General features: G+C 62.3%; 23 protein-coding genes. 12 read left to right on the forward strand and 11 right to left on the reverse strand.

The features are described 5' to 3' along the window. The first annotated feature begins 70 nt into the window (after positions 1–70). From O7B34_RS24745 to O7B34_RS24785, 9 genes are all read left to right on the forward strand, one after another. Positions 71–889, forward strand: a complete 819-nt coding sequence (locus tag O7B34_RS24745; protein WP_337148509.1) for an N-formylglutamate amidohydrolase — start codon at positions 71–73, stop codon at positions 887–889. A gap of 18 nt (positions 890–907) precedes the next feature. Continuing rightward, entirely contained in the window at positions 908–2,470 is a 1,563-nt protein-coding gene (locus tag O7B34_RS24750) for an amino acid permease (protein WP_337105523.1), read from the forward strand. 87 nt (positions 2,471–2,557) lie between these two features. Continuing rightward, positions 2,558–3,928 carry a glutamine synthetase family protein gene (locus tag O7B34_RS24755; protein ID WP_337138745.1) on the forward strand — a complete coding sequence of 457 codons (1,371 nt, stop codon included), beginning with the start codon at positions 2,558–2,560 and terminating at the stop codon, positions 3,926–3,928. An 83-nt stretch (positions 3,929–4,011) separates the two neighbouring features. Continuing rightward, entirely contained in the window at positions 4,012–5,400 is a 1,389-nt protein-coding gene (locus tag O7B34_RS24760) for an aldehyde dehydrogenase family protein (RefSeq protein ID WP_337148510.1), read from the forward strand. Positions 5,401–5,417: 17 nt separating this feature from the next. After that, the gene (locus O7B34_RS24765) at positions 5,418–6,590 is read left to right on the forward strand and encodes an iron-containing alcohol dehydrogenase (protein ID WP_337148511.1); all 1,173 of its coding nucleotides are present in this window, start codon (positions 5,418–5,420) and stop codon (positions 6,588–6,590) included. Positions 6,591–6,832: 242 nt separating this feature from the next. Beyond that, positions 6,833–7,939 carry an ABC transporter substrate-binding protein gene (locus O7B34_RS24770; RefSeq protein WP_337148512.1) on the forward strand — a complete coding sequence of 369 codons (1,107 nt, stop codon included), beginning with the start codon at positions 6,833–6,835 and terminating at the stop codon, positions 7,937–7,939. A gap of 62 nt (positions 7,940–8,001) precedes the next feature. Continuing rightward, on the forward strand, positions 8,002–8,916 hold the full coding sequence (locus O7B34_RS24775) for an ABC transporter permease (protein WP_337148513.1): 915 nt from the start codon (positions 8,002–8,004) through the stop codon (positions 8,914–8,916). Further along, on the forward strand, positions 8,913–9,704 hold the full coding sequence (locus tag O7B34_RS24780) for an ABC transporter permease (protein ID WP_337105528.1): 792 nt from the start codon (positions 8,913–8,915) through the stop codon (positions 9,702–9,704). The genes O7B34_RS24775 and O7B34_RS24780 overlap by 4 nt, the downstream gene beginning before the upstream one ends. Positions 9,705–9,719: 15 nt before the next feature. After that, the gene (locus O7B34_RS24785; protein WP_337148515.1) at positions 9,720–10,784 is read left to right on the forward strand and encodes an ABC transporter ATP-binding protein; all 1,065 of its coding nucleotides are present in this window, start codon (positions 9,720–9,722) and stop codon (positions 10,782–10,784) included. Between the two features lie 48 nt (positions 10,785–10,832). On the opposite strand, the gene O7B34_RS24790 is transcribed toward O7B34_RS24785, so the two are convergent. Further along, positions 10,833–11,384 carry a hypothetical protein gene (locus O7B34_RS24790; protein ID WP_337148516.1) on the reverse strand — a complete coding sequence of 184 codons (552 nt, stop codon included), beginning with the start codon at positions 11,382–11,384 and terminating at the stop codon, positions 10,833–10,835. Between the two features lie 273 nt (positions 11,385–11,657). On the opposite strand from O7B34_RS24790, the gene O7B34_RS24795 reads away from it, so the two are divergent. The 3 genes from O7B34_RS24795 to O7B34_RS24805 all read left to right on the forward strand — a co-directional run bounded on the left by O7B34_RS24795 (position 11,658) and on the right by O7B34_RS24805 (position 15,089). After that, complete coding sequence (locus tag O7B34_RS24795) at positions 11,658–13,211, forward strand: cation:proton antiporter (RefSeq protein ID WP_337148517.1); 1,554 nt, start codon at positions 11,658–11,660, stop codon at positions 13,209–13,211. A gap of 116 nt (positions 13,212–13,327) precedes the next feature. After that, on the forward strand, positions 13,328–14,236 hold the full coding sequence (locus O7B34_RS24800; RefSeq protein ID WP_337148518.1) for an endonuclease/exonuclease/phosphatase family protein: 909 nt from the start codon (positions 13,328–13,330) through the stop codon (positions 14,234–14,236). A 7-nt stretch (positions 14,237–14,243) separates the two neighbouring features. Continuing rightward, on the forward strand, positions 14,244–15,089 hold the full coding sequence (locus tag O7B34_RS24805) for an EamA family transporter (protein WP_337148519.1): 846 nt from the start codon (positions 14,244–14,246) through the stop codon (positions 15,087–15,089). Between the two features lie 4 nt (positions 15,090–15,093). On the opposite strand, the gene O7B34_RS24810 is transcribed toward O7B34_RS24805, so the two are convergent. The 10 genes from O7B34_RS24810 to O7B34_RS24855 all read right to left on the reverse strand — a co-directional run bounded on the left by O7B34_RS24810 (position 15,094) and on the right by O7B34_RS24855 (position 26,667). Beyond that, entirely contained in the window at positions 15,094–16,311 is a 1,218-nt protein-coding gene (locus O7B34_RS24810; RefSeq protein ID WP_337148520.1) for an MFS transporter, read from the reverse strand. A gap of 90 nt (positions 16,312–16,401) precedes the next feature. After that, complete coding sequence (locus O7B34_RS24815) at positions 16,402–16,719, reverse strand: Dabb family protein (protein WP_337148521.1); 318 nt, start codon at positions 16,717–16,719, stop codon at positions 16,402–16,404. 11 nt (positions 16,720–16,730) lie between these two features. Continuing rightward, positions 16,731–18,359, reverse strand: coding sequence for a GMC family oxidoreductase (locus O7B34_RS24820; RefSeq protein WP_337148522.1), 1,629 nt, complete (start codon positions 18,357–18,359; stop codon positions 16,731–16,733). A gap of 12 nt (positions 18,360–18,371) precedes the next feature. Continuing rightward, positions 18,372–19,133, reverse strand: coding sequence for a 3-ketoacyl-ACP reductase (locus O7B34_RS24825; RefSeq protein ID WP_337148523.1), 762 nt, complete (start codon positions 19,131–19,133; stop codon positions 18,372–18,374). Further along, positions 19,130–20,635, reverse strand: a complete 1,506-nt coding sequence (locus O7B34_RS24830) for a GMC family oxidoreductase (protein ID WP_337148524.1) — start codon at positions 20,633–20,635, stop codon at positions 19,130–19,132. The genes O7B34_RS24825 and O7B34_RS24830 overlap by 4 nt, the downstream gene beginning before the upstream one ends. Before the next feature lie 107 nt (positions 20,636–20,742). Continuing rightward, positions 20,743–21,858, reverse strand: a complete 1,116-nt coding sequence (locus O7B34_RS24835) for an ABC transporter ATP-binding protein (RefSeq protein WP_140711924.1) — start codon at positions 21,856–21,858, stop codon at positions 20,743–20,745. Positions 21,859–21,862: 4 nt separating this feature from the next. Further along, positions 21,863–22,807 (reverse strand): carbohydrate ABC transporter permease, encoded by a 945-nt coding sequence (locus tag O7B34_RS24840; protein ID WP_337148525.1) that lies wholly within the window; start codon positions 22,805–22,807, stop codon positions 21,863–21,865. Continuing rightward, positions 22,804–23,760: a carbohydrate ABC transporter permease gene (locus tag O7B34_RS24845; RefSeq protein ID WP_027142944.1), complete on the reverse strand. Its 957-nt coding sequence runs from the start codon at positions 23,758–23,760 to the stop codon at positions 22,804–22,806. Before O7B34_RS24845 ends, O7B34_RS24840 begins: the two co-directional genes overlap by 4 nt. Before the next feature lie 83 nt (positions 23,761–23,843). After that, positions 23,844–25,097 (reverse strand): ABC transporter substrate-binding protein, encoded by a 1,254-nt coding sequence (locus O7B34_RS24850; RefSeq protein ID WP_337148526.1) that lies wholly within the window; start codon positions 25,095–25,097, stop codon positions 23,844–23,846. 58 nt (positions 25,098–25,155) lie between these two features. After that, the gene (locus O7B34_RS24855; RefSeq protein ID WP_337148527.1) at positions 25,156–26,667 is read right to left on the reverse strand and encodes an aldehyde dehydrogenase family protein; all 1,512 of its coding nucleotides are present in this window, start codon (positions 26,665–26,667) and stop codon (positions 25,156–25,158) included. Between the last annotated feature and the right edge of the window lie 7 nt (positions 26,668–26,674).

Raw genomic sequence — 26,674 nt, forward strand, 5'->3', positions numbered from 1 at the left:
ATCATCCGTAGGGACGCAATGAGGCAAAATACGTAACATACGATACAGCGCTCCCCGGGGACGGCAGACTATGGAGAAAGCACGGCCCGCCAGCCTTGCATCGTCTGATACCGTGCGGGTGACGAACCCCGGCGGATCGAGCCCTTTCGTACTGACCTGCGACCACGCTTCCAATTTCCTGCCGACCGAATTCGGTACGCTCGGCCTCGCCGCCGAGGACCTGACGCGCCACATCGCCTGGGATCCCGGTGCGCTGCCGGTTGCGTCGCGGATGGCGCAGGCACTCGATGCCACGCTGGTCGAAACCCGGATTTCGCGATTGGTCGTCGACTGCAATCGGCCGCTCGACGCGCCGGACCTGGTGCCGCAGGTCAGCGAAACGACAGCCATACCGGGCAATACCGGCCTGTCCGAACAGCAGCTCGCGGCGCGGGTGGCCCTGTCATGGCAGCCATTTCACAGCACGATCGAGCGCATCGTCGAGGAGCGGCTGGTGCGCGGCCAGGAGACGCGGCTGGTCTCCGTCCATTCCTTCACGCCGGTCTACAAGTCCAAAAACCGGCCCTGGCACATCGGCATTATCCATGACGAGGATCGCCGCCTGGCGGCGCCGCTGATCGCTGCACTCAAGCGGCTTGCCGACGTAACCGTCGGCGTCAACGAGCCCTATTCGCCGGCCGACCGCGTCTATTTCACGCTGGAACGGCACGCACGTTCGCGAGGCTTGCCCTGTGCGATGATCGAGATCCGCAACGACGAAATCTCCGGCGAGACCGGGCAGCGGAAATGGGCGGATCTGCTCACCGGCATTTTTTCGGATCTGGAGCCAGAGGAGGCCATGGGCTCCCGACAACGCGCAGTAGGAAAGTCAGTACTTTCGGCCAGCTAAGAAACAAAGGGGACTAACATGTCAGCGCAAGACTACACGGAAGTCGACAAGCACGAGGACCTAAAGGTTCTCCACGGAATGGGCTATGCCCAGGAATTGTCGCGAAGCATGAGTCGCTTCTCGAACTTCGCGATCTCGTTCTCGATCATCTGCATCCTTTCAGGCGGGATCAATTCCTTCGCCCAAGCCACGTCTTCGATCGGCGGCGCCGGTGCCGGCATCGGCTGGATCGTCGGTTGCGCCGTATCCGGTTTCTTTGCCCTCGCCATGGCACAGATCGCCTCGGCATTCCCGACAGCTGGCGGCCTTTATCACTGGGCCTCGATCCTTGGGAACCGCTTTACCGGCTGGCTGACCGCCTGGCTCAACCTGCTTGGCTTGATCACCGTGCTCGGCGCAATCAACATCGGCACCGCGTTCTTCTTCACCGGAACGTTCGGGAGCTGGTTCGGGATAACCGGGACTCCAGGAGAAATTGTCGGGTTCGTCGCTCTGATTACCGTGCTGCAGGCTTTGCTCAATCATTTCGGCATCAAGTTGACCGCCATGCTGACCGATGCTTCCGGCTTCATCATTCTCGCCACGACCGCGGTGTTGATCGTGGCCTGCCTTGTGTTTGCCCCGGCGATCGACGTCACGCGGCTGTGGACTTTCACCAATTACTCGGGTGACGCCGGCGGCGGCGTTTTCCCGCAGACCGACTCCATGAGCTATCTTTTCCTGCTTTGCCTGCTTTTGCCGGTCTACACCATCACCGGATATGATGCTTCGGCACATACGTCGGAAGAGACGCTGAAGGCTGCGCACTCGGTTCCGCGGGCGATCGTTTCGTCCGTGGTCTGGTCCTCGCTGATCGGCTGGGTGATGCTGTGTGCCATCGTTCTGGCGATCCCGGACCTGGCGGCGGGCGCCAAGCAGGGCTGGAACGTCTTTTTCGCCACCATGGACGCGATCTTGCCGGTCTGGTTGAAGGAACTGCTCTATCTGGGAATCCTGATCGCGCAGTTCCTCTGCGGTCTGGCCACGGTGACCTCGGCTTCGCGCATGCTTTTCGCCTTCTCTCGTGACGGCGGCATGCCGGTCGGCTCGGCCTCACTCGCCAAGGTCAATCCGACTTGGCGCACGCCGGTCAACGCCATCTGGACCGCTGCGATCCTCGAGATCATCTATGTCTTCCTTGCCCAGTTCATCTCGATCGGCGGCACGAATATCTATACCATCGTGGTCAACTCGACGCTGGTCTTCCTGTTCCTCTCCTTCATCATTCCGATCGTGCTCGGCATGATGGCTTTCGGAACGGCGAAGTGGCCGAGCCCCGGTCCATGGAATCTCGGCAGCGGCCTGTTCAAGCTGTTCTGCGCCCTGTCTGTCGTCGGCATGGCGATCATTTTCTACATTGCCGTCCAGCCGCCGAATGACAAGGTGCTCTACATCACCATCGGCTTTCTGTTGCTGACCGCCGTGCTCTGGTTCGGCTTCGAGAGCCGCCGCTTCCAAGGTCCGCCGATCGGTGACCAGATTGCCAAGCGCCAGGCGGCGATCAAAGCTGCCGAACAGGCGGTCGGCGAAACCGGCCACTGACATCCGCCATCATGGCCATGGCCGGCATCGCGCCGGCCATGGTTTTGTTTCTCCCTTTCAACGACCAAGCACTGGAGCGCCAAAGGAATGGCCGGAAATTTCTCGTTCGATCAGTTGAAGAAAGCGGTCTCCAATGGCGAGATCGACACGGTGCTGGCCTGCATCGTCGACATGCAGGGCCGACTGGCGGGAAAACGGTTCCTGGCGCAATATTTCGTCGATTCCGCGCATGACGAGACGCATGGCTGCAATTATCTGCTGGCGGCCGACATCGATATGGAACCGGTGCCGGGTTACAAGGCGGCAAGCTGGTCGAAGGGCTATGGCGATTTCGTCATGAAGCCGGACCTGGCGACGCTGCGGCGCATTCCATGGCTGGAAAAGACCGCACTGGTGATCTGCGACGTGCTCGACCACCACACCCATGACGACCTGCCGCATTCGCCGCGCGCCATCCTGAAGAAACAGGTCAAGCGGCTGAGCGAGCGCGGCTACATCGGCTATTTCGCTTCCGAGCTCGAATTCTACCTGTTCAACGAGAGCTACGATTCCGCCCGCAAGAAGCACTGGCAAGGTCTCGACACCGCTTCGCCCTATATCGGCGATTACCAGATCGGCATCACCACCAAGGAAGAAGGCGTCATGCGCCGGCTTCGCAACGAGATGGAAGCGGCCGGCATTCCGATCGAGAATTCCAAGGGCGAGTGGGGTCCGGGCCAGGAAGAGATCAATGTGCGCTATGCCGAAGCGCTCGACATGGCCGACCGCCACGTCATCCTGAAGAACGGCGCCAAGGAAATCGCCGAGTCCGAAGGCAAGGCGATCTCCTTCATGTCGAAGTACAATTACGGGCTCGCCGGCAATTCCAGCCACATCCACAACTCGCTGTGGAGCGCCGACGGCAACACGCCGCTGTTCTTCGACAAGACGGCCAACTGGACCTTGTCGACGCTCGGCCAGCAATGGGCGGCCGGACAATTGAAATACGCCAAGGAATTCACCTGGTTCCTGGCGCCCTACATCAACTCCTACAAGCGCTTCCAGGCAGGCACCTTCGCGCCGACCAAGATCATGTGGAGCGAGGACAACCGCACCGCCGGCTTCCGCCTGTGCGGCGAGGGCACCAAGGGCATCCGCATGGAATGCCGCATCGGCGGCGCCGACCTCAATCCCTATCTCGCCTTCGCGGCGCTGATCGCGGCCGGCCTTGCCGGCATCGACGAGAAGCTGGAATTGCAGAAGCCTTTCGTCGGCGACGCCTATCAGGCTTCTCGTTTGCCGGAGATTCCGAAGACACTGCGCGATGCCACGGAGACGCTGGCCAAGTCGAAGATGCTGAAGCAGGCGCTCGGCGAGGATGTGCTCGAGCACTATGTCCACACGGCGAAGTGGGAACAGTTCGAATACGACCGCCGGATCACGGATTGGGAACTGCACAGAGGGTTCGAACGATATTAAACCAAGCCGCCGCTGCCCTCTCGGGCCATCGCTGGAATGGCGGCGGCGCCAATCAAGATTCATGAAGTGCGAGGACTGAACGAATGACCGAAACGGTCAAGTTAAAATCTCCCATCGACGGCTCGATCTACGCCGAGCGTCCGATCGCAACGGATCAGGCGATCAACGCCGCGGTCGAGCGCGCCAAAGCGGCGCAGGAGAAGTGGGCGCAGACGCCGATCGTCGAGCGCGGCAAGTACATGCTGGCGATGCTGGAAGCGCTGGTCGCGATGACCGACGAGATCGTGCCGGAGATTGCCTGGCAGATGGGGCGGCCGGTTCGCTATGGCGGCGAGTTCGGCGGCGTCAAGGAACGCACCAACTATATGGTCGAGATCGCCGAGCAGGCGCTCAAGTCGGTGCCGGCCTCCAACCCGAAGGACGGCTTCCGCCGCTATGTGAAGAAGGATCCGCTCGGCGTGGTCATGGTGATCGCGCCGTGGAACTATCCTTATCTCACCGCCGTCAACACCATCGTACCGGCGCTGATGGCCGGCAACGCCGTTATCCTGAAACATGCGGCGCAGACATTGCTGGTCGGCGAGCGCTTCCAGCAGGCCTTCGACAAGGCCGGCCTGCCCAAGGGCGTGTTCCAGAACGTGGTCCTCAACCACGCCCAGACCGAAAAACTGCTGGGTTCGGGCAAGATCGACCATGTCAATTTCACCGGGTCGGTCGGTGGCGGCCGGGCCATCGAAAAGGCGGCGGCAGGCACCTTCATGACGCTCGGCCTCGAGCTTGGCGGCAAGGATCCGGCCTATGTGCTGCCCGATGCCAAGATGGACCATGCGGTCGCCAATCTGGTCGACGGCGCTTTCTTCAATTCCGGCCAGTGCTGCTGCGGCATCGAGCGCGTCTATGTGCACGAGAAGGTCTATGACGAGTTCGTCGAAGGCTTCATCGCCGAGACGAAGAATTATGTCGTCGGCAATCCTCTGGAGCAGGCGACGACGATGGGGCCGATGGCGCAGGCGCGTTTCGCCGACCTGATCCGCGAGCAGAAGGCCGAAGCGCTGCGTAAGGGTGCGGTGGCGCACATCGACATGAAGGTGGCTAACGACGAGCCCGGCTCGCCCTACCTGGCGCCGGAGGTGTTGACCGGAGTCGACCATCAGATGAGCGTCATGCGCGAGGAAAGTTTTGGCCCGATCGTCGGCATCATGAAGGTGCGCAACGACGAAGAGGCGATCGCTTTGATGAACGACAGCGCCTATGGGTTGACCGCCTCGATCTGGACGCGCGACACCGAGCATGCGGTGGCGATCGGCGACCGGGTCGAGACCGGCACGGTGTTCATGAACCGCTGCGACTATCTCGATCCCGCGCTGGTCTGGACCGGCGTCAAGGACACCGGCAAGGGCGCCGGGCTGTCGGCCATCGGCTACGACAATCTGACGAGGCCGAAGTCATTCCACCTGCGCGAAGCCATCTGATTTTTGAAAGACAAGCAATGTCCAAGCTCATCTCCAAATGGAACTACCCCACCACCGTTCGCTTCGGCGCCGGGCGCATCAAGGAATTGCCGGAGGTGCTCGCGGCCACCGGCATCAAGCGGCCGCTTTTCGTGACCGATCCGGGCCTGGCGAAACTGCCGGTCGTCGCCTCGACGCTCAGGATTCTCGATGAGGCCAAGGTGCCCTATGGCGTGTTCTTCGAGGTGAAGCCGAACCCGGTGGACTCCAACCTCACCGCCGGCATCGCGGTGTTCAAGAAGGGCAAGCATGACGGTGTCATCGCTTTCGGCGGCGGCTCGGCGCTCGACCTCGGCAAGCTGATCGCTTTTCAGGCCGGCCAGACGCGGCCGGTCTGGGATTTCGAGGACGTCGGCGACTGGTGGACGCGCGCCGACTCCGATGCGATCGCCCCGATCATCGCCGTGCCGACCACGGCAGGCACCGGCTCGGAGGTCGGTCGCGCCGGTGTCATCACCAATGAGGCGACCCATACCAAGAAGGTCATCTTCCACCCGAAACTTTTGCCGGCGATCGTCATTGCCGATCCGGAACTGTCGGTCGGCATGCCGGGCTTCATCACCGCCGGTACCGGCATGGACGCGCTCGCCCATTGCCTCGAAGCCTATTGCGCACCGGGCTACCATCCCATGGCCGATGGCATTGCCGTGGAAGGCGTGCGCCTGGTGTTCGAGAACCTGCCGAAGGCTTATGCCAACGGTGGGGACCTGGTCGCCCGCGCCCATATGATGAGCGCAGCCGCCATGGGTGCTGCCGCCTTTCAGAAGGGGCTGGGCGCCATCCACTCGCTGTCGCATCCGATCGGCGCGCTCTACGACACCCATCACGGTATGACCAATGCCGTGTTCATGCCTTACGTGCTGGCCTTCAACCGGGACTCCATCGAGGAGCGTATTGCCAGGCTTGCCGCCTATTGCGGCATCAAGGGCGGCTTCGACGGCTTCGCCAAGGCAATCATCAAGCTGCGCAAGGAATTGAAGGTGCCGCACGCGCTGCCGGGCCTGATCAAGGGGCTCGACATGGACAAGAAGCGCAAGGCGCTGATCGCCGACATGGCGGTGGTCGATCCGACTGCCGGCGGCAATCCCGTCAAGCTGACCAAGAAGGCGGCGCTGACACTGCTCGAAAACGCGATCGCCGGGACGGTCTGAGGCTGGTTCCGGGGTGCGGAAGTTGATCGGGAAACGAGGGGAAAGGAAAGGGGAAGGGGCAATATAGGGCGTATTAATGATTAGCCGGAAAATTAAGTGATGGCTAATTGCTACAGCCCGTTAAAAAGAGTTAACTTTTCACACTGCGAGGCGCTGGTTTCACAAAGCTTTCATCTGGCTGTCACACGGAAACTATACCGCATCGCAGACGTCCAACGGCGTCAGTTCAATGGAGAGAACACATGTTCAAATTCACGGGGAAGGTGCTTTCCCTTTCGGCCGCGACCCTCATGGTGTCGTCGGTGATTTCGTCCGCTGCTTCGATGGACGATCTCATCAAGGCCGCGAAGGCCGAAGGCCAGCTCACCACGATCGCCTTGCCGCATGACTGGTGCGGCTACGGCGACGTCATCGCCGGCTTCAAGGCGAAATATCCGGAAATCACGGTCAACGAACTTAACCCCGACGCCGGTTCCGGCGATGAAGTCGAGGCGATCAAGGCCAATAAGGACAATAAGGGCCCGCAGGCTCCTGATGTCATCGACGTCGGCCTGTCCTTCGGCCCGACCGCCAAGGCCGATGGCCTGTTGATGCCTTACAAGGTGTCGACCTGGGACTCGATCCCGGACAGCGCCAAGGATGCCGATGGCGCCTGGTACGGCGATTATTACGGTGTGCTCGCCTTCGAAGTGAACAAGGATCTGGTCAAGGAAGCTCCAACCGACTGGGCCGACCTGCTGAAGCCGGAATTCGCCAACTCGGTCGCGCTTGCCGGTGATCCGCGCGCTTCGAACCAGGCCATCCAGGCCGTCTACGCCGCCGGCCTTTCCGGTGGTGCGGCAGCTGGTGAAGCCGCCGGCACCGCTGGCCTCGACTTCTTCAAGAAGCTCAACGCCGCCGGCAATTTCGTGCCGGTCATCGGCAAGACGGCGACGCTCGCCCAGGGCCAGACGCCGATCCTCGTCACCTGGGACTACAACGCGCTTTCGGGCCGCGACACGCTGAAGGGCAACCCGCCCGTCGACGTCATCGTGCCGAAGACCGGCGTTGTCGCCGGTGTCTACGTGCAGGCGATCAGCGCTTTCGCGCCGCATCCGAATGCAGCCAAGCTGTGGATGGAATACCTCTATTCGGACGAGGGGCAGATCGGCTGGCTGAAGGGCTATTGCCACCCGATCCGCTTCAACGATCTTGCCAAGAACGGCAAGGTCCCGGCTGACGTGCTGGCCAAGCTGCCGCCGGCGGAATCCTATGCCGCCGCCGCGTTCCCGACGCTCGACGAACAGGGCAAGGCCAAGGAAACCATCACCAAGAACTGGGACGCTGTCGTCGGCGCCAACGTCAAGTAACTTGAAATCCACCGGGCGGCCACGTGGCCGCCCGGTCTTTCCTCGAAGACGGTAGCCGGCGCATGACCGATCTTACGCTTTCCAGTCAGGCCATTGCGGGAAAGAGCGCGCCCCCAGGAGAAGCGCGCGCCTTGCGGTTTCCGACGCAGTGGCTCGGGGTGACGCCGTTCTTCATTTTCGCCATCATGTTTCTGATTTTGCCGACGCTCTACCTTATGCTCGGCGCATTCCAGAACGATGCAGGCGAATTCACGCTGGATAACATCTTCGCATTGTCGCAGGCGAACATCGTTGCCGCCTATTGGATATCGATCAAGGTAAGCCTGGCCTCGTCGCTGATCGGCGCCTTTGCAGGCTTGGCCATTGCGATTGCCATCGTACGAGGCGGTCTGCCGAACTGGATACGGTCGGCAACGCTGACCTTTTCCGGGGTGGCTTCCAATTTCGCCGGCGTGCCGCTTGCGTTTGCTTTCATCGCCACGCTTGGCCGCCTTGGGCTGGTTACCGTTCTGCTCAATACGCTGGTTGGGCTGAATCTCTATGCGCATGGTTTCAACCTACTGTCGTTCTGGGGGCTGACGCTCACCTATGTCTACTTCCAGATCCCGCTCATGGTGGTCATCATCGTGCCGGCGATCGACGGGCTGAAGAAGGAATGGGGTGAGGCCGCAGCGACGCTCGGCGCGACACAGTCGCAGTACTGGCGGATGGTTGTGATACCCGTGCTATGGCCGAGTTTCCTGGGCACCGTGATCTTGCTTTTCGCCAACGCCTTCGGCGCCATCGCCACCGCCTATGCGCTAACGGGCTCTTCGCTCAACATCGTGCCCATCCTGCTCTACGCGCAGATACGCGGCGATGTGCTGCACAATGCCCACCTCGGCTATGCGATTGCGTTCGGCATGATCTTCATCACCGGGCTGGCCAACATCTTCTACATCTGGTTCCGCTCCCGTTCCGAGAGGTGGCTCAAATGAAGGCTGGCAAATTCTGGGCCTGGGTCGTCTTCATCCTCGGCGCGGCCTATTTCTTCATACCGCTCATCGCGACGATCGAGTTTTCGCTGCGCATGCGTCGCGGCGTCTATTCCTTCGACGCCTACAAGGTCGTGCTCGGCGATAGCCAGTTCCAGACAACTTTCATGTATTCGGTGATCGTGGCGGTCTTCACCATCCTTCTTGGTGTGCTAATCGTTGTGCCCACCGCCTATTGGATCCGGCTGCGTCTGCCCCAGCTTCGCCCAGTGGTCGAGTTCATCACCTTGTTGCCGCTGGTCATCCCGGCCATCGTCATCGTCTTCGGCTATATCAGGATGTACGGCTCGAATTCGCCCCTGCCGTTCCTGTCTAACAATACAGCCACAAATGCTCTGCTGGTCATCGGCTACGCGGCGCTGGCGCTGCCCTATATGTACAGAGCAGTCGACACCGGACTTCGTACCATCGACGTTCGGACGCTGACGGAAGCGGCCCAGATCCTCGGCGCCGGCTGGGGTACGATCGTCACCCGCGTGATCCTTCCCAACGTGTTGATCGCCGTGCTCTCCGGCGCCTTCCTGACGTTCGCGATCGTCATCGGCGAGTTCACCATGGCAAGTCTGCTCAATCGGCCCGCTTTCGGTCCTTATTTGCAGAACCTGGTTGCCAACCGAGCCTATGAACCGGCAGCGCTGTCCATTATTGCTTTCGTGATCACCTGGGGTTGCATGTCGCTGATCCAGGTCCTGTCGCGGTTTGCGCCGAAGTCCGCCAACCGCCCGAATTGATTGAAAGAAAGAACCATGGCCGAGCCATTCCTCTCCATCCAGCACGTCCGAAAATCCTTCGGCGCCACCACGGTGGTGGAGGACTTCAATCTCGACGTCGAGCCGGGTGAATTCGTCTCGTTTCTTGGGCCGTCCGGCTGTGGCAAAACCACTGTGCTGCGCATGGTCGCCGGTTTCGAGGAGCCATCAGCCGGCAAGATCGTCGTAGCCGGCAAGGACATCACCCGGTTGAAGCCCAACCAGCGCAATGTCGGCATGGTGTTCCAGGCCTATGCGCTGTTCCCGAACCTAACCGTGGCGCAGAACATCGGCTTCGGCCTGAGGGTCGCCGGCATGCCCAGGGCGGATATCGATGCCCGCGTCGCCGAGATGCTCGACATGATCAGGCTGCCGCAGATGGCCGACCGCTATCCCTACCAGCTCTCCGGCGGCCAGCAGCAGCGCATTGCGCTGGCGCGTGCGATCGCGCCGAAACCGAAGCTGTTGCTCCTCGACGAGCCGCTGTCGGCGCTCGACGCCAAGGTACGTGTGTCGCTGCGCGAGGAAATCCGCTCGATCCAGAAGAAGCTCGGCATCACCACCATCTTCGTCACCCATGACCAGGAAGAGGCGCTGTCCATCTCCGACCGCATCGCCGTCATGTATGGCGGCAAGGCCGAGCAGGTCGGCACACCGTTCGAGATCTACAACCGGCCGGCAACCAAATTCGTCGCCAATTTCGTTGGCACGCTGAACGTGCTCGAAGGCAAGGTCACCGACGCCGCATCCGGCACGGTGCAGGTCAACACGCAGGAAGTCTCGCTCAAGGGCAAGCTCAACGGCTCGAAGTCCGGCGACATGCTGTCGCTGGCGCTGCGGCCCGAGGCAATTTCGCTTGGTCGCCAGCCCGGCCGTGATTCCAGTCTTTCGGGCGAGATTTCCGAAGTACACTTCCTCGGCTCGGTGATCCGTGTTCGCGTCGGCATCGGCGGCAACACGGTGTCGCTCGACACGTTCAACAGCCCGGCGACGCCGCCGCCCGCGGTCGGTGAAAAGGCCGAGATTTCGTTCTCGTCGAGCGATATGCTGGTGTTGCATTGACAGTAGCACAGGCCGTTTGGTCAATTAGGGCGGGCCCAAGCCGCAAGACTATTGCGCGGGGCAACGCCCCCAAAGGAAAGGCATTCCGAAGCCGAAATCAACTTCCAGCAGGATGTTTGGCGACATCATCATCAACGAGCTTGTTCCGTTGGCATTTCTCAATATCTGCGTGCTGGTGGGCTCCGAGTCGCCGAGGTTGTCTATTTGTTGCTGGATGTTCCATCGGTAGTTGTAGGACATTCCCATTTTGAAAATATACTCTTTATGGATCGGCTGTTTCGCGTGACGGAGGACTGCCTGTGAGGTGACTTCAAAGGAATAGTCTGTTAATTTTCTGAATGTGACTCCAAATTCACGGCAGTATTTATTCAGGCGGTCTTCGCTGGTCAGATCGGAGTATCCGAGATCGACCCATTTCCCTTCTAGTGTGGACATCAATCTCTCATTTGTCTGTTTCGCCCAGAGTCCCATGCCCGGATCTGGTCGCTGGGTTCCCAGAAGTTTTACCTTCGCGACCAGTAGTTCTTCGTAAAGTGCGGACGCTGTTGCCATTGGCGGGAGCAGTATCAATGCGCACAGTGTCGCGAACAATCTCAGCATGGGACTCTTCAATCAGCTAAATATCGAGATATGACTTTTGCAGTTGGTAATAGAGGACCGCTGTCGTTGAAAGGTCAAGACTCATCGTTTGACCAATTGGCATCAGGCAAATGTTTCTGTCGGCTCGCCTTTCCTGGCCTGGCCGCGCGTTCGGTCTGTCCGGCTGAAGGCGGTTTGAGACGTACTGCCAGAGGGCTTGAGTTTGGTGGCCAATCCACCGCATCCTCCAGGCATGTCGAGGCAGGCACTCCCGTCGCATGGATTTAAACGCCCATGGCTCTTTTCGAACTCACCCTTGTCCTGCTTTTGACCGCCGTCGCGCTGACGGCACTGTCGCGACGGCTGGAGATTCCCTATCCGTCCCTTCTGGCCCTGGCCGGCGTCGCGATTGCCTTCGTACCCGGTGCGCCAGTGATCGAGATCGATCCGGAACTGGCGCTTGCCCTGTTCATCGCGCCGGTGCTTCTCGATGCCGCCTATGACACGTCGCTGCGCGACCTGAAGCGCTACAGGCTGTCTCTGGTGCTGCTGGCGCTCGGCGCCGTGGTCTTCACCACCGTGGTCGTTGCCTTCGTCGGCTGGAAAATGGCCGGGCTGCCGATCGCGGCTGCGGTCGCGCTTGGCGCCATCGTCGCGCCGCCGGATGCGGTGGCGGCCAGCGCCGTGCTCGGCCAGTTCAAGGTGCCGTACCGCCTCACCGCCATCCTGCAGGGCGAGAGCCTGCTCAACGATGCCACCGCGCTGCTGATCTACCGGTTGGCGGTTTCGGCCGCGCTCGGCTCGATCCTGCTGAGCAACGCCATTCCGGTGATCTTGCTGTCGACGATTGGCAGTTTGGCCGCGGGTTATGTGCTTGGCCGTGTCTCGCTGCTGACACTTAGCCGGATCGACGACGCCGCAAGCAGCACCGTGGTGCAGTTCGCCGGGACATTCGGGGTGTGGATCCTGGCCGACAGGCTCGGTCTTTCCGCCATCATCACCATCGTCGTCTATGCCATCACCATTGCGCGCAGTGCGCCGCGCCGCATGTCGGCGAGACGCCGCGTCAGCACCTATTCAGTCTGGGAATCGGCGGTGTTCGTTCTCAATGTACTGGCTTTCGTGCTGATGGGGCTGCAGGCACGCTCTATCGTCGGCCGGCTCTCCGGCGACGGGCAGGGCGGAGCCTTTCTCTTTGCCGCGACGGTGCTGGTTGTCGTCATTCTGGCACGTCTCGTCTGGGTGGCGAGTTACGTTGCGATCATCCGATGGTTCGCCCGTTTCAGCGGCGAAGACAGAAGGCGAGAAGCGCCGACATTTCGCGGCGCCGTGCTGGTCGGCTGGTGCGGCATGCGGGGATTGGTGACGCTGGTGGTGGCCATTGCCCTGCCGGCCGGCTTTCCCGGCCGCGACCCGATCGTGCTTGCGGCCTTCGCAGTGGTTCTGGGCACGCTGGTGTTGCAAGGCATGACCTTGAAGCCCTTGCTGCGGATACTCAACTTCGAACGGGACACGAGTGTCGATCGCGAAGTGGCTCAGGCGCGGGTTGCCATCATGCAGGCCGCCCTTGATGTATTGAGCCGCAAGACGTCGGCCGCGGCGGCCGTCGTGCGCGAACAATACGAGGCTCAGCGCGTGGTCGCGGAAAACCCGGAGGACGCGCAGGCGGCGACCGAATACGACCGGCTGCGGCTCTACGCCATCAACCGCCAGCGCGACACGCTGGAAGAACTGCGCAGCAACGGCACGATCGGCGATGAAGCCTATCACCGGCTGGAGGAAGAGATCGACTGGGCGGAACTGGCGGCGTCGCCGGCAGGCCGGTTCCAGCCGTTGACCACCGACTAGCAGATGCCGCGTCTCGACCGCCGCCCTGCTGGCCCAAGCCCCGTCCGTCCTCCTGCACATTGCAAGCGATCGACCGAACCGTTACTGCCAACACCGGGAAGTGAGCCGGATAAGCAATGAAGCTGGTCAGCTACAACATCCAGTACGGGTTCGGCAGCGACGGGCGCTACGATCTTTCGCGCGCCGCGCGCATGATTGCCGGCGCCGACATCATCGCCTTGCAGGAGGTCGAGCGGCACTGGCAGCGCAGCAATTTCGACGACCAGCCGGAGCTGCTTTCACGGCTTCTGCCTGATTATCACTGGGTGTATGGCCCGGCCTTCGACATGGATGCCAGCGAATGGCGGGACGGCCGTCTGGTCAACCGCCGCCGGCAATTCGGCACCATGGTCCTGTCAAAACTGCCGATCGTCTGGTCGCGGCTGCACGCGCTGCCGATGCGCCGTACGCTGCGTCCGCTCAACACCCGCAACGCCGCGCTCGAATGCATGATCCGCACGCCGGCCGGGTCGGTCAGGGTGCTTTCGCTGCATCTCGCGCACATCGCCGCGGAAGAGCGGCTGGACCAGATCGACTATCTCTTGGCGCAGCATCGCCGGGCGCCGGGGGAAGGCGGACCGTGGAGCGGCGTGGACGACGAACCTTCGCGCAACTGGACACATGGGGAAGTCGAGCCGGAAAATCCGCTGGCGGCGATCTGGCTGGGCGACTTCAACATGGAACCCGGCAGCGCCGAGTACCGTCGCATCGTCGGCAGCACGCCATATCATCGTGGAGCAGCCTATTTCGACGGCTTCGTCGATGCCGCCGCCGTGGCGGTTGAACCGGCTGGTGATTTCCACACGCATGAGAAGATCATCGACGGCAGACTGGCAAAGCGCCGTCTTGACCATTGCTTTGTCGGCGGCATGCTGGCCGGGCGTGTGCGCTCGGCCAGCGCCGATATCGGCGAGCTTGCTTCCGACCACTTCCCCGTCCGGGTCGACATTGATCTCGAAACGCCCTTCGGCTCTGGAGGTCGATGAGCTCCATATGACGCTTTTCGTCTTCTTCGCGGTGCTTGCCGCGGCCGCCATGCACGCGATCTGGAACGCGCTGGTCAAGGTGCATCTCGACCGCTTCCTGTCGATCACTTTGATGACGTTCGGCATGGGGGTCGCTGGCCTCGTGGTGCTGCCTTTCGTCGAGGTGCCCAAGGCGGAAGTCTGGCCCTACATCACCGCTTCGGTGATCTTCCACATGGGCTACCGCACCTTCCTGATCGGCGCCTACCAGGCCGGAGATTTTGCCCAGACCTATCCGCTGGCGCGTGGCACGGCACCTCTGCTGGCCGCGATTGGTGGGATGTTCGTCGTCGCCGAGGTGCCGGCGCCGCTCGCCATCGTGGGCATCCTGCTTCTATCGGCCGGAACGCTGGTAATGTCGTTCCGCGGTGGGGCGCATCTGGAGAAGCTGAACCTGCGCGCGGTCGCATTTGCGCTGGGCACGTCGATCTTCATTGCCAGCTACACGCTATCCGACGGCAGCGGCGCGCGGCTGGCCGCAACCGCGCAAAGCTATGCCGCCTGGTTGTTCATCTGCGATGCGCTTGGGGCGCTGGTGCTCTGCCTCGTTTTCCGAGGACCCAAGGCGCTTCCGGTTCTGGCGCGCGACTGGAAGACCGGGCTGTTCACCGGCGTACTTTCCGGCGCCGCCTACTGGATCGTCATGTGGGCGATGACCAAGGCGCCGATCGCCTCGGTGGCGTCACTGCGCGAGACCTCGATCCTGTTCGCCATGATGATTTCGGTCTACGCGCTCGGCGAGAAGATGACGGGCTGGCGCGGTGCCGCCGCGCTCAGCATCGTCGCAGGCGTGATCGCGCTGAGGATGGGCTGACGTTTCAACCCAGCACAGTCATTACCTGACCGCGCCGTTCAGGACTGAAGCGGATGACCACGATGATGCAGACGGCGACCACGCCGGCAAACAGCGCCAGCGCATAGCCATAACTGCCGCCGGGTGCCTCCGCGATCCCCGCTTGATACGGACCGCCGTAGGAGGCAGCGAGATTGCCGGCCTGGTATATGAAGCCGGGCAAGGTGGCGCGCACCGCGCCGGGCGAAAGCTCATTGAGGTGAACCGGGATGACACCCCAGGCACCCTGGACCGCGACCTGCATGATGAAGGCGCCAATGGCCAGCATGAAGGGCGTGGAGCTGTAGGCCCATAGCGGGATCGCCGGCAGGGCGATGATGCATGCGAGGGTAATGGCGTTGATGCGGCCGGTCTTCTCCGACAGCGCGCCAAACGCCAGGCCGCCGGCAATGGCGCCGATATTGGCGACGATGGTGATCCAGCTCACCGTATGCGGGTCGAAGCCATGCTGCTTCTTCAGGAAGGTCGGGTAGAGGTCCTGCGTGCCATGGCTGAAGAAGTTGAAGAACATCATCAGCACCACGGCATAGAGCGCGACGCGCCAGTGCTTCCGCAGCGTTTCCAGCAACCCCGGTCTGACCTGCTTTTGTGCCTCGACGAAGGGGGGCGATTCCGGCACGTGCGAGCGGATGAACAGAACCATCAGCGCCGGTATGAAGCTCAGCAGGAACATGAAGCGCCAGCCGAGGACGAAGTCGCCGACCTTCTGTCCATAGAGCAGCCCATAGACCACCGCCGCCAGGAGGTAACCGGCGGGATAACCGCATTGCAGGATACCCGAGACCATGCCGCGTGCCCGCGGCGGTATGGATTCCATGGCAAGCGAGGAGCCGAGGCCCCATTCGCCACCCATGGCGATGCCGAACAGGGCGCGTAGCGCCAGGAAGATGCCGAGATTGGGAGAGAAAGCAGCCAGCGCCCCGATCACCGAGTAGCTGACGATGTTGAGCATCAAGATCGGCTTGCGACCGTATTTGTCGGCAAGCATGCCAAAGAAGAACGCGCCGATGAAGCGGGTCGCCAAGGTCAGGAACAGAGCCTTCGACACCGCGGGGACATCGGTCCGGAATTCAGCCGCAATGTCGGTGAGCAGAAAGGTCAGAAGGAAGAAATCAAAAGCATCGAGCGTCCAGCCCAGAAATGACGCCAGAACGGTTTTCTTCTGCTCGGCGGCGAGGTTCAAGGCGTCCTCCTTTGTACCCCCAAAGGAACGATATGTCGCCTTGTCGGCAAAAGAGAACAGCGACCGGGCAGCTTTCGAAAGGCCGGCGGTTCACTTTTTCGTAAGATCGAGGTCGAAGACCATCAATCCGTCGGTGCCGCCTTCGAGGGCCGCGACCAGCCGGGCGCCGGCACGCTGATGCGCCTCATGGACGAGATAGGCGTCGCGCGCCGCTGCATCGCGGAAATCGATGGTGAAGCCATGGCTGAAACCCCGCGCGAAGGGCTCCGGACTGACATTGGCGCTGAATTGAACCGTTTCCATGCCTTCGATCACCTGCCGCAACGCTTCGAGGTCGGCGTGGATAGCTGTGCGCTCGGCCGGGGACACATCACTACGAAATCTTGCGAAAACACAGTGCCTGATCATTTTACCACTCCCTAAGCAGCACGATTGCCGGAAAACACCGCCGGCGCCAGCGGCTCGCGGCCAAGGATCAGATCAGCGCCCTTTTCGCCAACCATGATGGTCGGCGCGTTGGTGTTGGAAGAAGGCACACGCGGCATCACCGATGCGTCGCAGACGCGCAAGCCTTCTATACCGCGCAGCTTGAGATCCGGCGTCACCACCGCCATCTCGTCATGGCCCATGCGGCAGGTGCCGACGGGATGGTGGTCGGTCTTGGACGTGCGGCAGGCATAGTCGATCAACTCGTCATCGCTGGCGAGCGACGGACCGGGCAGCACCTCGCGCAGCACGTAGGGGGCAAGTGCCTTCTGCCGCATGATCTCCCGCGCCAGCCGCAGCCCCTTCAGCGACATGGCGCGGTCATAGGGATCGGACCAGTAGTTCGGATCGATCAGCGGATGGTCGGCTGGATCGGCGCTTTTCAGCCGCACCGTTCCGCGCGAGCGCGGCCGCAGGAAAGCCGAGTTCAAGGTGACGCCCGGGTTTTTCAGCTTCTCGACGCCGGCCTCGATGCCGGAGCCGAGGCCCAGATGGAACTGGATGTCGGGCGAGGCGGCGGTCGGATCCGCGTACCAGAAGCCGCCGGTCTCGAACAGGCTGGAAGCCACCGGTCCCTTCTTCAGCAGCAGGTATTGCAGGCCGGCCCAGGCCGTGCGGTGCAGCTTGGCGTAATTGTCGTAGGTGTGATCGCCTGTGCATTCGGCGATGACGAACAGGTCAAGATGATCCTGCATGTTGGAGCCGACGCCTGGCAGATCGTGTACCGGCGTGATGCCGAGCGATTTCAGGTGGTCGGCCGGCCCGATGCCTGACTGCATCAGAAGCTTCGGCGAACCGACGGCGCCGGACGAGACGATCACCTCTCGGTCGGCATGCAGGATTGTTGTCTGGCCGCCCGGTCTGTCGACCACCTCGACGCCGATGGCACGGCCGTTCTCGACGACGATGCGGGTGACCAGCACATCGGTCCGGACAATGAGATTCTTTCGGTCGCGGATCGGCTTGAGATAGGCCACCGAAGCGGAGGACCGGCGGGCGTCCTTCTGGGTGAGCTGGTAGTAGCCGACGCCTTCCTGGCTGGCGCCGTTGAAATCCGGGTTGAAAGGAATGCCCATCTCCTGGCCGGCGCGGAAATAGGCCTCGCAGATCGGCAGCGGCGAGATCGGGTTGGAGACGCCGAGCGGGCCCTGGTCGCCGTGAAAATCGTTGGCGTAACGCTGGTTGTTCTCGGCGCGCTTGAAATAGGGCAGTACGTCGCGATAGCCCCAGCCGGCAAGACCTTCTTCCTTCTCCCACGCGTCGTAGTCGCGGGCATTGCCGCGCGTGTAAATCTGGGCGTTGATGGAAGAACCGCCGCCGACCACCTTGGCCTGCGTGTACCAGAAGACGCGGTCGTTCATGTGTTTCTGCGGCACGGTCGACCAGCCCCAGGAGGCGATGCCCTTGGTCATCTTGGCGAAACCCGCCGGCATGTGGATATAGGGGTGCCAGTCCTTGCCGCCGGCTTCGAGCAGCAGCACGGAATTGGATGGATCCTCGCTTAGCCGGTTGGCCAGCACGCAGCCGGCCGGACCGGCGCCCACGATGATGTGGTCGGTCATTGTCTCATCCGTTCACAGCCGGGGCACGGAGAGCGCGCCGTCGACATTGATGATCGAGCCGGTCGAAAAACCCAGTCTGCCGGCAGCGAGCGCCGCCACCATGGCACCAATATCGGAGGCTTCGCCCCAGCGTTTCGCCGGCACCAGGCCGCCGTCGATCAGCGCGTCGTATTTGGCACTCACCCCTGCCGTCATGTCGGTGCGGATGATGCCCGGCCGCAGCTCGAACACGCCGATGTTTTCCGGGGCGAGCCTGAGCGCCAGATTCTTCACCCACATGGAAAGCGCTGCCTTCGACATGCAATATTCGGAGCGTTCCGGAGAGGCCATCTCGGCGCTGACCGAGGTGATGGTGATGATCGACTTGGCATGATCGCCCGGCTTGGCCAGCATCGCCTTGGCGACGGCCTGGCTGAGGAAGACGGTGCCACGCAGGTTGACGCCGAGCGCACGGTCGAAATTATCGGGTTTGAGGTCGAGGAGGTCGCCCCGCACCACGGCGCCGACGCCTGCATTGTTGACCAGGCAATCGATGCGGCCGAAGGCTTGCATGGCGGCGTCGACAAGGGCGGCATGGGCGGAAAGATCGGCGACGTCGCAGCCGACATAGGCAAACTTCGCGCCGCGCGCGGTGATGTTTGCGGCGAGCTCGCCTGCGGCTGTTTCGGCAAGGTCAGCGACGAGAATGTCGAAGCCGGCGTCGGCCAGCGCCTCGGCGCAGGCAAGGCCGATGCCGCGCGCGCCGCCGGTGACGATGGCTGCCGGGCGGGTCATGCGGCAAGCTCTGTCTTGCGGATGTGTTCGGCGACCCGCAGCGCCTGGGCGGCGATCGACAGCGCCGGGTTCACGGCGGCCGAGTTCGGCAGGAAACTGGCGTCGACGACGAAGAGGTTACGGTGATCGAAGGCGCGGCAGAACGGATCGAGCGGCGACGTCGCCGGATCGTCGCCCATTTTCACCGTGCCGCACTGGTGCGAGGGCGTGCGCTTGTCGAACGGGCGCGACAGCACGATGGGATAACCGCAGGCGCGGAAATTCGCGCGCATCATCTTGGTCAGCCCGTCGAGCGACTGCATGTTGGAGCGTCGCCATTGCATGACGATGTCCTTGCCGTCGACCATGATGCGGCTTTCCGGATCGGGCAGGTCCTCGCACATCAGATACCAGTCGACGGCATGGCCGGCCATGAAGTCGAGCGCGAATTTCGGCACCCGTTTCACATTGGCCTTGAGCATGTTGCCGTCGATCTTGCCGAGAAGCTGGACATTGCCGAGCGGTTTTCCGCCCTTGCCGCCTGTGAGGTAGTAGTCGTTCAGCATCAGCGTCTTCTGGTAGACGGCATCGTTCCTGCGGCGCGGATCGATCGCCAGCATGGCGCTCGAATTGTGATTCATGAAGTTGCGGCCGACCTGGTCGGAGCGGTTGGCCAGGCCCTTGCCATTACCGGGTGAGGGCGAGCGCAGCAGGATCACCGCTGAATTGACCGCGCCGGCCGACAGGATCACCAGCTTCGGCGCGACTTTCCTCGGCTCGCCGTTCTGGCGGTAGTGAACGGCCGAGATGGTTTTGCCGTCCGGGGCTGTCTCGAGATATTCGACACAGGCGCCGGTCTCGAGCTTGATGTTCCGGTCGGTCAGGGCCGCCGTCAGCGGTCCGGTCTGCGCGTCGACCTTGCCCTGGCCGGTATTGGGAAAAGCGTCCCAGCCGGTCCTGCCCTCCCTCAGCCAGGCGTCGATGTCGACGCCGAGCGGCAGGGAGGCCGGATGCAGCCCCAGCCCCTTGAGTTCGGCACGGGCGCGCGCGATCGGCGCCTCGTCGGGCACCGGCTTGAAGGCATAGGGAACCGAATGAAATGGCTCGGTTGGATCCTCGCCCAGCGCGCCGCGCACGCGGAACAGCTGCTCTGCCATGGAATACCAAGGCTCGAACTCTTCATAGGAAAACGGCCAAGCCGGCGAGACGCCGCCAAAGTGTTCCATGGCGGAAAAGTCTTCCTTGCGGTAGCGGATCAGCACCGCGCCGAAGAATTTCGAATTGCCGCCGACATAGTAGTAATTACCTGGGTTGAACGCGGCACCGCCGGCCTCGCGCCACATCTCCTTCGGCCGGTAATGGCCGTCAACGAAGATGGCACGTGTGTCGCGCGCGTGCGGCGTTGCCGGCAGCGGCTCGCCACGCTCCAGCATCAGGATAGAGGCGCCGCTGCCGGCCAGACCGGCGGCGATCGTGGCGCCGCCGATGCCGGAACCGATGATGACGATATCGGGGGTTGCCATCGCCTAAAGCGCGCCGCGTTTGAATTGACACATGCGACCCGCTTCAGGTCGTTTGTTTTGATGCACGTCGTTGCCCCAAAACCGGATCCACTTTTGGGCGACACGCATCAGCGAATACGGCTCTCGGTTGCCGGATCGAAGAACACAGCCTTGGTCAGGTTGAAGGCCAGCGGCGTGTTGGTGCCCGGCTGGATGTTGGCATCGGCGCGCAGCCGCGCCACCACGCCCTTGCCGCCGAGATTGGTGACGGCGAAAGTGTCGGAACCGGCCGGCTCCACCACCTCGATATGGCAGTCGGCGGTGGCGATTTGCGAGGCGTTGCGTTCCGCGCCTTCCGGATCGGTGAGCGCCTCCGGGCGGACGCCGAAGATGATCGGCTTGCCCTTGAACGCCGACAATCCAGCCGGCGCGTTGGCCATCGGCAAGGTGATCGGCTGGCGTGCCTCTCGATCAAGCACGACGGCCAGATCGCCGCCATTGCCGCCGATGGTCGCCGGGATCAGGTTCATTGCCGGCGACCCCATGAAGTCGGCGACGAAGACATTGCTCGGGTTATTGTAGATTTCCGCCGGCGTGCCGAATTGCTGCACCTCGCCGTCACGCATGACCGCGATCTTGGTCGCCAGTGTCATCGCCTCGATCTGGTCGTGGGTGACGTAGACGATGGTTGTGCCCGTGGTGGCATGCAGACGCTTGATCTCGATGCGCATGTCGACACGCAGCTTGGCGTCGAGGTTGGAGAGCGGCTCGTCGAACAGGAACAGCTTGGGGTCACGCACCAATGCCCGGCCCATGGCGACGCGCTGGCGCTGGCCGCCGGAGAGCTGGCTCGGCTTGCGCTGCAGCAGATGGCCGATCTGCAGGACCTTGGCCACCTTGTCGATCGCCTTCTGGCGTTCCTCGGCTGGTACGCCGCGCATCTCCATGCCGAAGGAGATGTTCCCGGCCACCGTCATGTTCGGGTAGAGCGCATAGCTCTGGAACACCATGGCGATGTCGCGCTTGGACGGGTGAAGATCGGTGATGGTGCGGCCGTCGACGCGGATATCGCCAGAGGTGATCGTCTCCAGTCCGGCAATGGTGTTGAGCAGCGTGGACTTGCCGCAGCCGGACGGACCGACCAGCACCAGGAAGCCGCCCTTTTCAAGCTCGAGGTTAATCCCTTTCAGGATCTCGACCTGGCCGAAACGCTTCCTCAGACCATCAATTTCCAGAAAAGCCATTGCGTTATCCTTTGACCGCGCCGGCCATCAGGCCACGCACGAAATAGCGGCCGGCGAGCACATAGACGAGAAGGGTGGGCAGCGCGGCGATCATCGCGGCCGCCATGTTGACGTTGTATTCGACGACGCCGGTCGAGGTGTTGACGACATTGTTGAGCGCCACCGTCATCGGCATCGCGTCACCTGTGCCGGCATAGGCGGAGGCGAACAGGAAGTCGTTCCAGATGTTGGTGAACTGGTAGATGACGGTGACGACGAAGATCGGCATCGAGTTCGGCAGCATGATGCGCCGGAAGATCTGGAAGAAGGAAGCGCCGTCCACCTGCGCGGCCTTCACCAGTTCGGTCGGGAACGCCTCATAGTAGTTACGGAAGAACAGCGTGGTGAAGCCGATGCCGTAGACGACGTGGACGAACACCAGGTTGACCGTCGGGTTGCCAAGGCCGAAGCTGGTTCCGACCGTGTTCTGCAGCGTCACGCCGAAGCGTCCGAGGCTGCCCAGGATCGTCGCCATCGGCAAGAGCACCGACTGGAACGGGATGAAGCAGGCAAACAGCATCAGCCCGAACACCAGTGTCGCGCCGCGGAAACGCCATTTGGTCAGCACGTAGCCATTGAGCGCGCCGAGCATGGTCGAGATCAGCACGGCGGGAACCACCATCTTGATGGAGTTCCAGAAATAGCCCTTGATGCCGGCGCAGGTGAGGCCAACGCAGGTCTCGCCCCAGGCCTTCAGCCAGGGCTCGAAGGTCGGCGCCTTGGGCAGCGCCAGCATGTTGCCATTCTGGATCTCGTCCATGGTCTTGAACGAGGTCACCAGCATGACGAACAGCGGCATCAGGTAGAACAGCGCGAACAGCGCCAGAAGCCCGTAGATGACGATGCGGTTGACGATCTTGGCGTTCATGCCGCCGCTGGCCTGGCGGGTGGGAATGGTCACGGCGCTCATCGCGACTTCTCCCTGAGTTCCGAATAGAGATAGGGCACGATGATGGCGACGATGGTCATCAGCATGATCACGGCACTTGCCGAACCGACGGCCATTTCGTTGCGCTTGAAGGTGTATTCATACATGAAGTTGGACGGCAGCCAGGCCGAGCCGCCGGGGCCACCGCTGGTCAGCGCCACAACCAGATCGTAAGATTTGATGGCAAGGTGCGCGAGCACGATGAAGGCTGACAGGAAGATCGGCCGCAAGAGCGGAATGACGATGCGGCGATAGAGCTGGAAGGTGGTGGCGCCGTCGATCTGCGCCGCTTTCATGATCTCGCCGTCAATGCCGCGCAGGCCGGCCAGGAACATCGCCATGATGAAGCCGGAGGCCTGCCAGACGCCGGCGATGACCACGGTGTAGATGACGAAATCCTTGTTCTTGATCCAGTCGAAATGGAAGCTCGTCCAGCCCCATTGATGCAGCGTCTGCTCGAGACCGAGGCCAGGGTCGAGGAACCATTTCCAGGCAACGCCGGTGACGATGAAGGAGAGCGCCATCGGGTAGAGATAGATCGGACGCAGCACGCCTTCACCGCGGATCTTCTGGTCGAGCAGGATGGCCAGGAACAGGCCGAGCGCCAGGCAGATCAAGATGTAGAGAAAGCCGAAAATGCCCATATTGGTGATCGACGTGTACCAGCTCGATGGCGGATCGGTGTCGAAGGTCCAGCCCCACAGTCGCTGATAGGCGCGCCCGCCCGTTATGGCGTAGGACGGGAAGGTCTTGGAGTTGGTGAAGGACAGGTAGATCGTCCACAGGATGAAGCCGTAGACGAAAACGATAGTGATGGCGAAGCTCGGCGCCAGCACGATTTTCGGCAAGGCGTCCTGCAGGCGCGACCGCACAGAGGTGCGCGGGCGGGCATGCTCCGGCGTCAGCTTGATCTGGCTTGTCGCAACTGTGCTCATGGGTTCCTCCCATCGGCGTCCGGCCGACCGGCCTCACGGGACCTTCCCCGCCGGAGCGGGGAAGGCGTTTTCGTGCGTAGCGCTTACTTGGCGTCGTCGATTGCCTTGACCAGTTCGGTCACGGCCTCGTCCGAGGTCTTGATCTGACCATGGACGAATTTGGAGATGACGTCCTTGTAGGCATTGGCGACAGCCGGGGGCGCGCCATAGCCCTGGGCGAGCGAGCCGAACAGCGTGCCGCCGTCATTGGCCTTCTTCAGGTCGGCAATACCCTTCTTGCCGCAAGCGTCGAAGTCGGTGTCAGGCACGTCGGTGCGGGCCGGAACCGAACCCTTGACGACGTTGAAGGCCGACTGGAAGCTCTTCGACAAAGTGGCGGTGGCGAGCGCAACCTGGGCGGCCTTGCGGTCGTCCGGGACGTTGAACATGCCGAACATGTCGGAGTTGTAGATCACCGAGCCGTCGGTGCCCGGGAAGCGATAGCAGAGGAAGTCGGTGCCCGGGGTCTTGTTGGCGGCGTGGAATTCGCCCTTGGCCCAGTCGCCCATGACCTGCACCAGCGCATCGCCCTTGATGACCATGGCGGTGGCGAGGTTCCAGTCGCGGCCCGAGAAGTTCGGGTCGACATAGGTGACGAGCTTGGCGAGATTGTCGAACGACTTCTTCATCGTGTCGGATTTGAGCGAAGCGTCGTCGAGGTCGTTCATCGCCTTCTTGTAGAACTCCGGCCCGCCGGTCGACAGCACGACGGAATCGAACATGGTGGCTTCCTGCCAGTTCTGACCACCAAGCGCGAGCGGGGTGACGCCGGCCGCCTTGGCCTTGTCGAGCAATGCCACGAAGTCGTCGAAGGTCTTCGGCTCGGTGCCGCCGATCTTGTCCATCACCGCCTTGTTGATCCACAGCCAGTTGACCGAGTGGACGTTGACCGGAGCGGCAACCCACTTGCCTTCATAGACGGCGAATTTTTGCAGGGCGGCCGGAACCGACTTGTCCCAGCCTTCCTTCTTCGCCGTCTCGGTGAGGTCGCCCATGACGCCGGCAGCGGCATAATCGAGCACGGTGTAGCCGAGCATCTGCGAGGCGGTCGGATAGTTGCCGGCCGCGACCATCGCCTTCAGCGCGGTCATGGCGGCATCGCCGCCGCCGCCAGCCACGGGAACGTCCTTCCAGGCATAGCCTTCCTTGGCCAGATCGCCCTTGAGCACGTTGAGAGCAGCCGCTTCGCCGCCCGACGTCCACCAATGCAGCATCTGCACTTCCTTGACATCCTCGGCATGGGCCGCGAAAGCCAGGCCCGAAGCGAGCGCCGTTCCGATAAGCAGTTTGCGCAACATGTACTTCCTCCCTTGTTGCATTACACGACCGGTGGCAGCCCACCGGGTTCTTCCCAACTCAGCCGACCCACCAACCGGTGCGCTGGCCGCGATGAAACTGGATTGTCTTTTCCTCGGTATAGTCCTCGACGGCGCGCTTGCCGAGTTCACGGCCCAGGCCCGACTGCTTGTAGCCGCCGAACGGCAGTTCTGGATAACCTTCCATGAACGTGTTCACCCAGACCGTCCCCGAACGCACGCCCCGCGCCACCGACATGCAGGTGTCGATGCTGGCGCTCCACACACCCGCCGACAGACCATAGGGCGTGTTGTTGGCGATGTGCAACGCCCTTTCAATCGATTCAAAAGTCAGCACCGAGAGCACCGGCCCGAACACTTCCTCGCGGGCGACGGCCATGTTTTCGGTGACGTAGCGTAAGATCGTCGGATCGAGATATTGGCCGGCATTGGAGGGGAGTTGTCCGCCGCCGCTGTAGATGCTGCCGCCGTCACTCGCGGCCGCCGCCACGTAATCCGTCACCTTGGCCAGATGGTCGGACGAAATCATCGCGCCGACCTTGGTCCCGTCATCGAGCGGATCGCCCACCGTCACCCTGGCGGTCAACGCCTTCACGGCGGCCAATAAATCGTCGGCGATCGCCTCGTGCACGATCAGCCGGCTGCCGGCATTGCAGCATTCGCCGGCATTGAAGAAGCCGCCGAATACCGCTGCGTCGGCGGCCGCCTCGAGATCGGCATCGGGAAAGACGATCTGGCCGTTCTTGCCGCCGAGCTCCATCGACACCTTCTTCAGGGAGTTCGAGGCCGCCGCCATGGTCATCTTGCCGACGTGGGTGGAGCCGGTGAACGAAACCATCTCGACCAGGGGATGGCTGACCATCGGCGCGCCGACATCGGCGCCGAGACCGGCGAGGATATTGACGACGCCGGCAGGCACGCCGGCTTCGAGCAGGATGTCACCAAGCACGAAGGTCGAGGCCGAGGTCATCTCGCTCGGCTTGACCACCGCCGTGCAGCCGGCGGCGAGCGCGAAAGGCAGCTTCTGGCTGACGATGAGAAACGGGAAGTTCCACGGCGTGATGATCGAGACGACGCCGATCGGCTCGCGCAGCACGACGCCCAGCATGGCATCGCCGAGATTGGCGTAGCTTTCACCGTGCAACGTGCGGGCCAGCGAGGCGGCATAGCGCCAGATGTCGACGGCGCCGCCGATCTCGCCGCGCGCCTGGGCGATCGGCTTGCCGGATTCCAGCGCATCGAGCCGGGCGATGTCTTCCAGCCGTGCCTCGATCAGGTCGGCGGCCTTGAGCAGGATCGCGGCGCGCTCGGCCGCTTTCATGCGCGGCCAGGGACCGGTCTCGAACGCCCTGTGCGCGGCCTGCATCGCGGCTTCCACTTCGGCGGCACCCGCCTGGGCATAATGTGAAACGGTGAAGCCGTGACCGGGGCTCTTGCGTTCCAGCATACGGCCGTCGCGGGCATCCACATGCTTGCCGTCGATCAGAAGCCTGTATGCCTTGGGGGCCGCGGAGGCCTCGGCTGGCATGGAAATCTTCAGAGGTGCATTCATGTGATTT

It is taken from the genome of Mesorhizobium sp. Cs1299R1N3 (assembly GCF_037179625.1).
In the GTDB taxonomy this organism is placed as follows: Bacteria; Pseudomonadota; Alphaproteobacteria; order Rhizobiales; family Rhizobiaceae; genus Mesorhizobium; species Mesorhizobium salmacidum.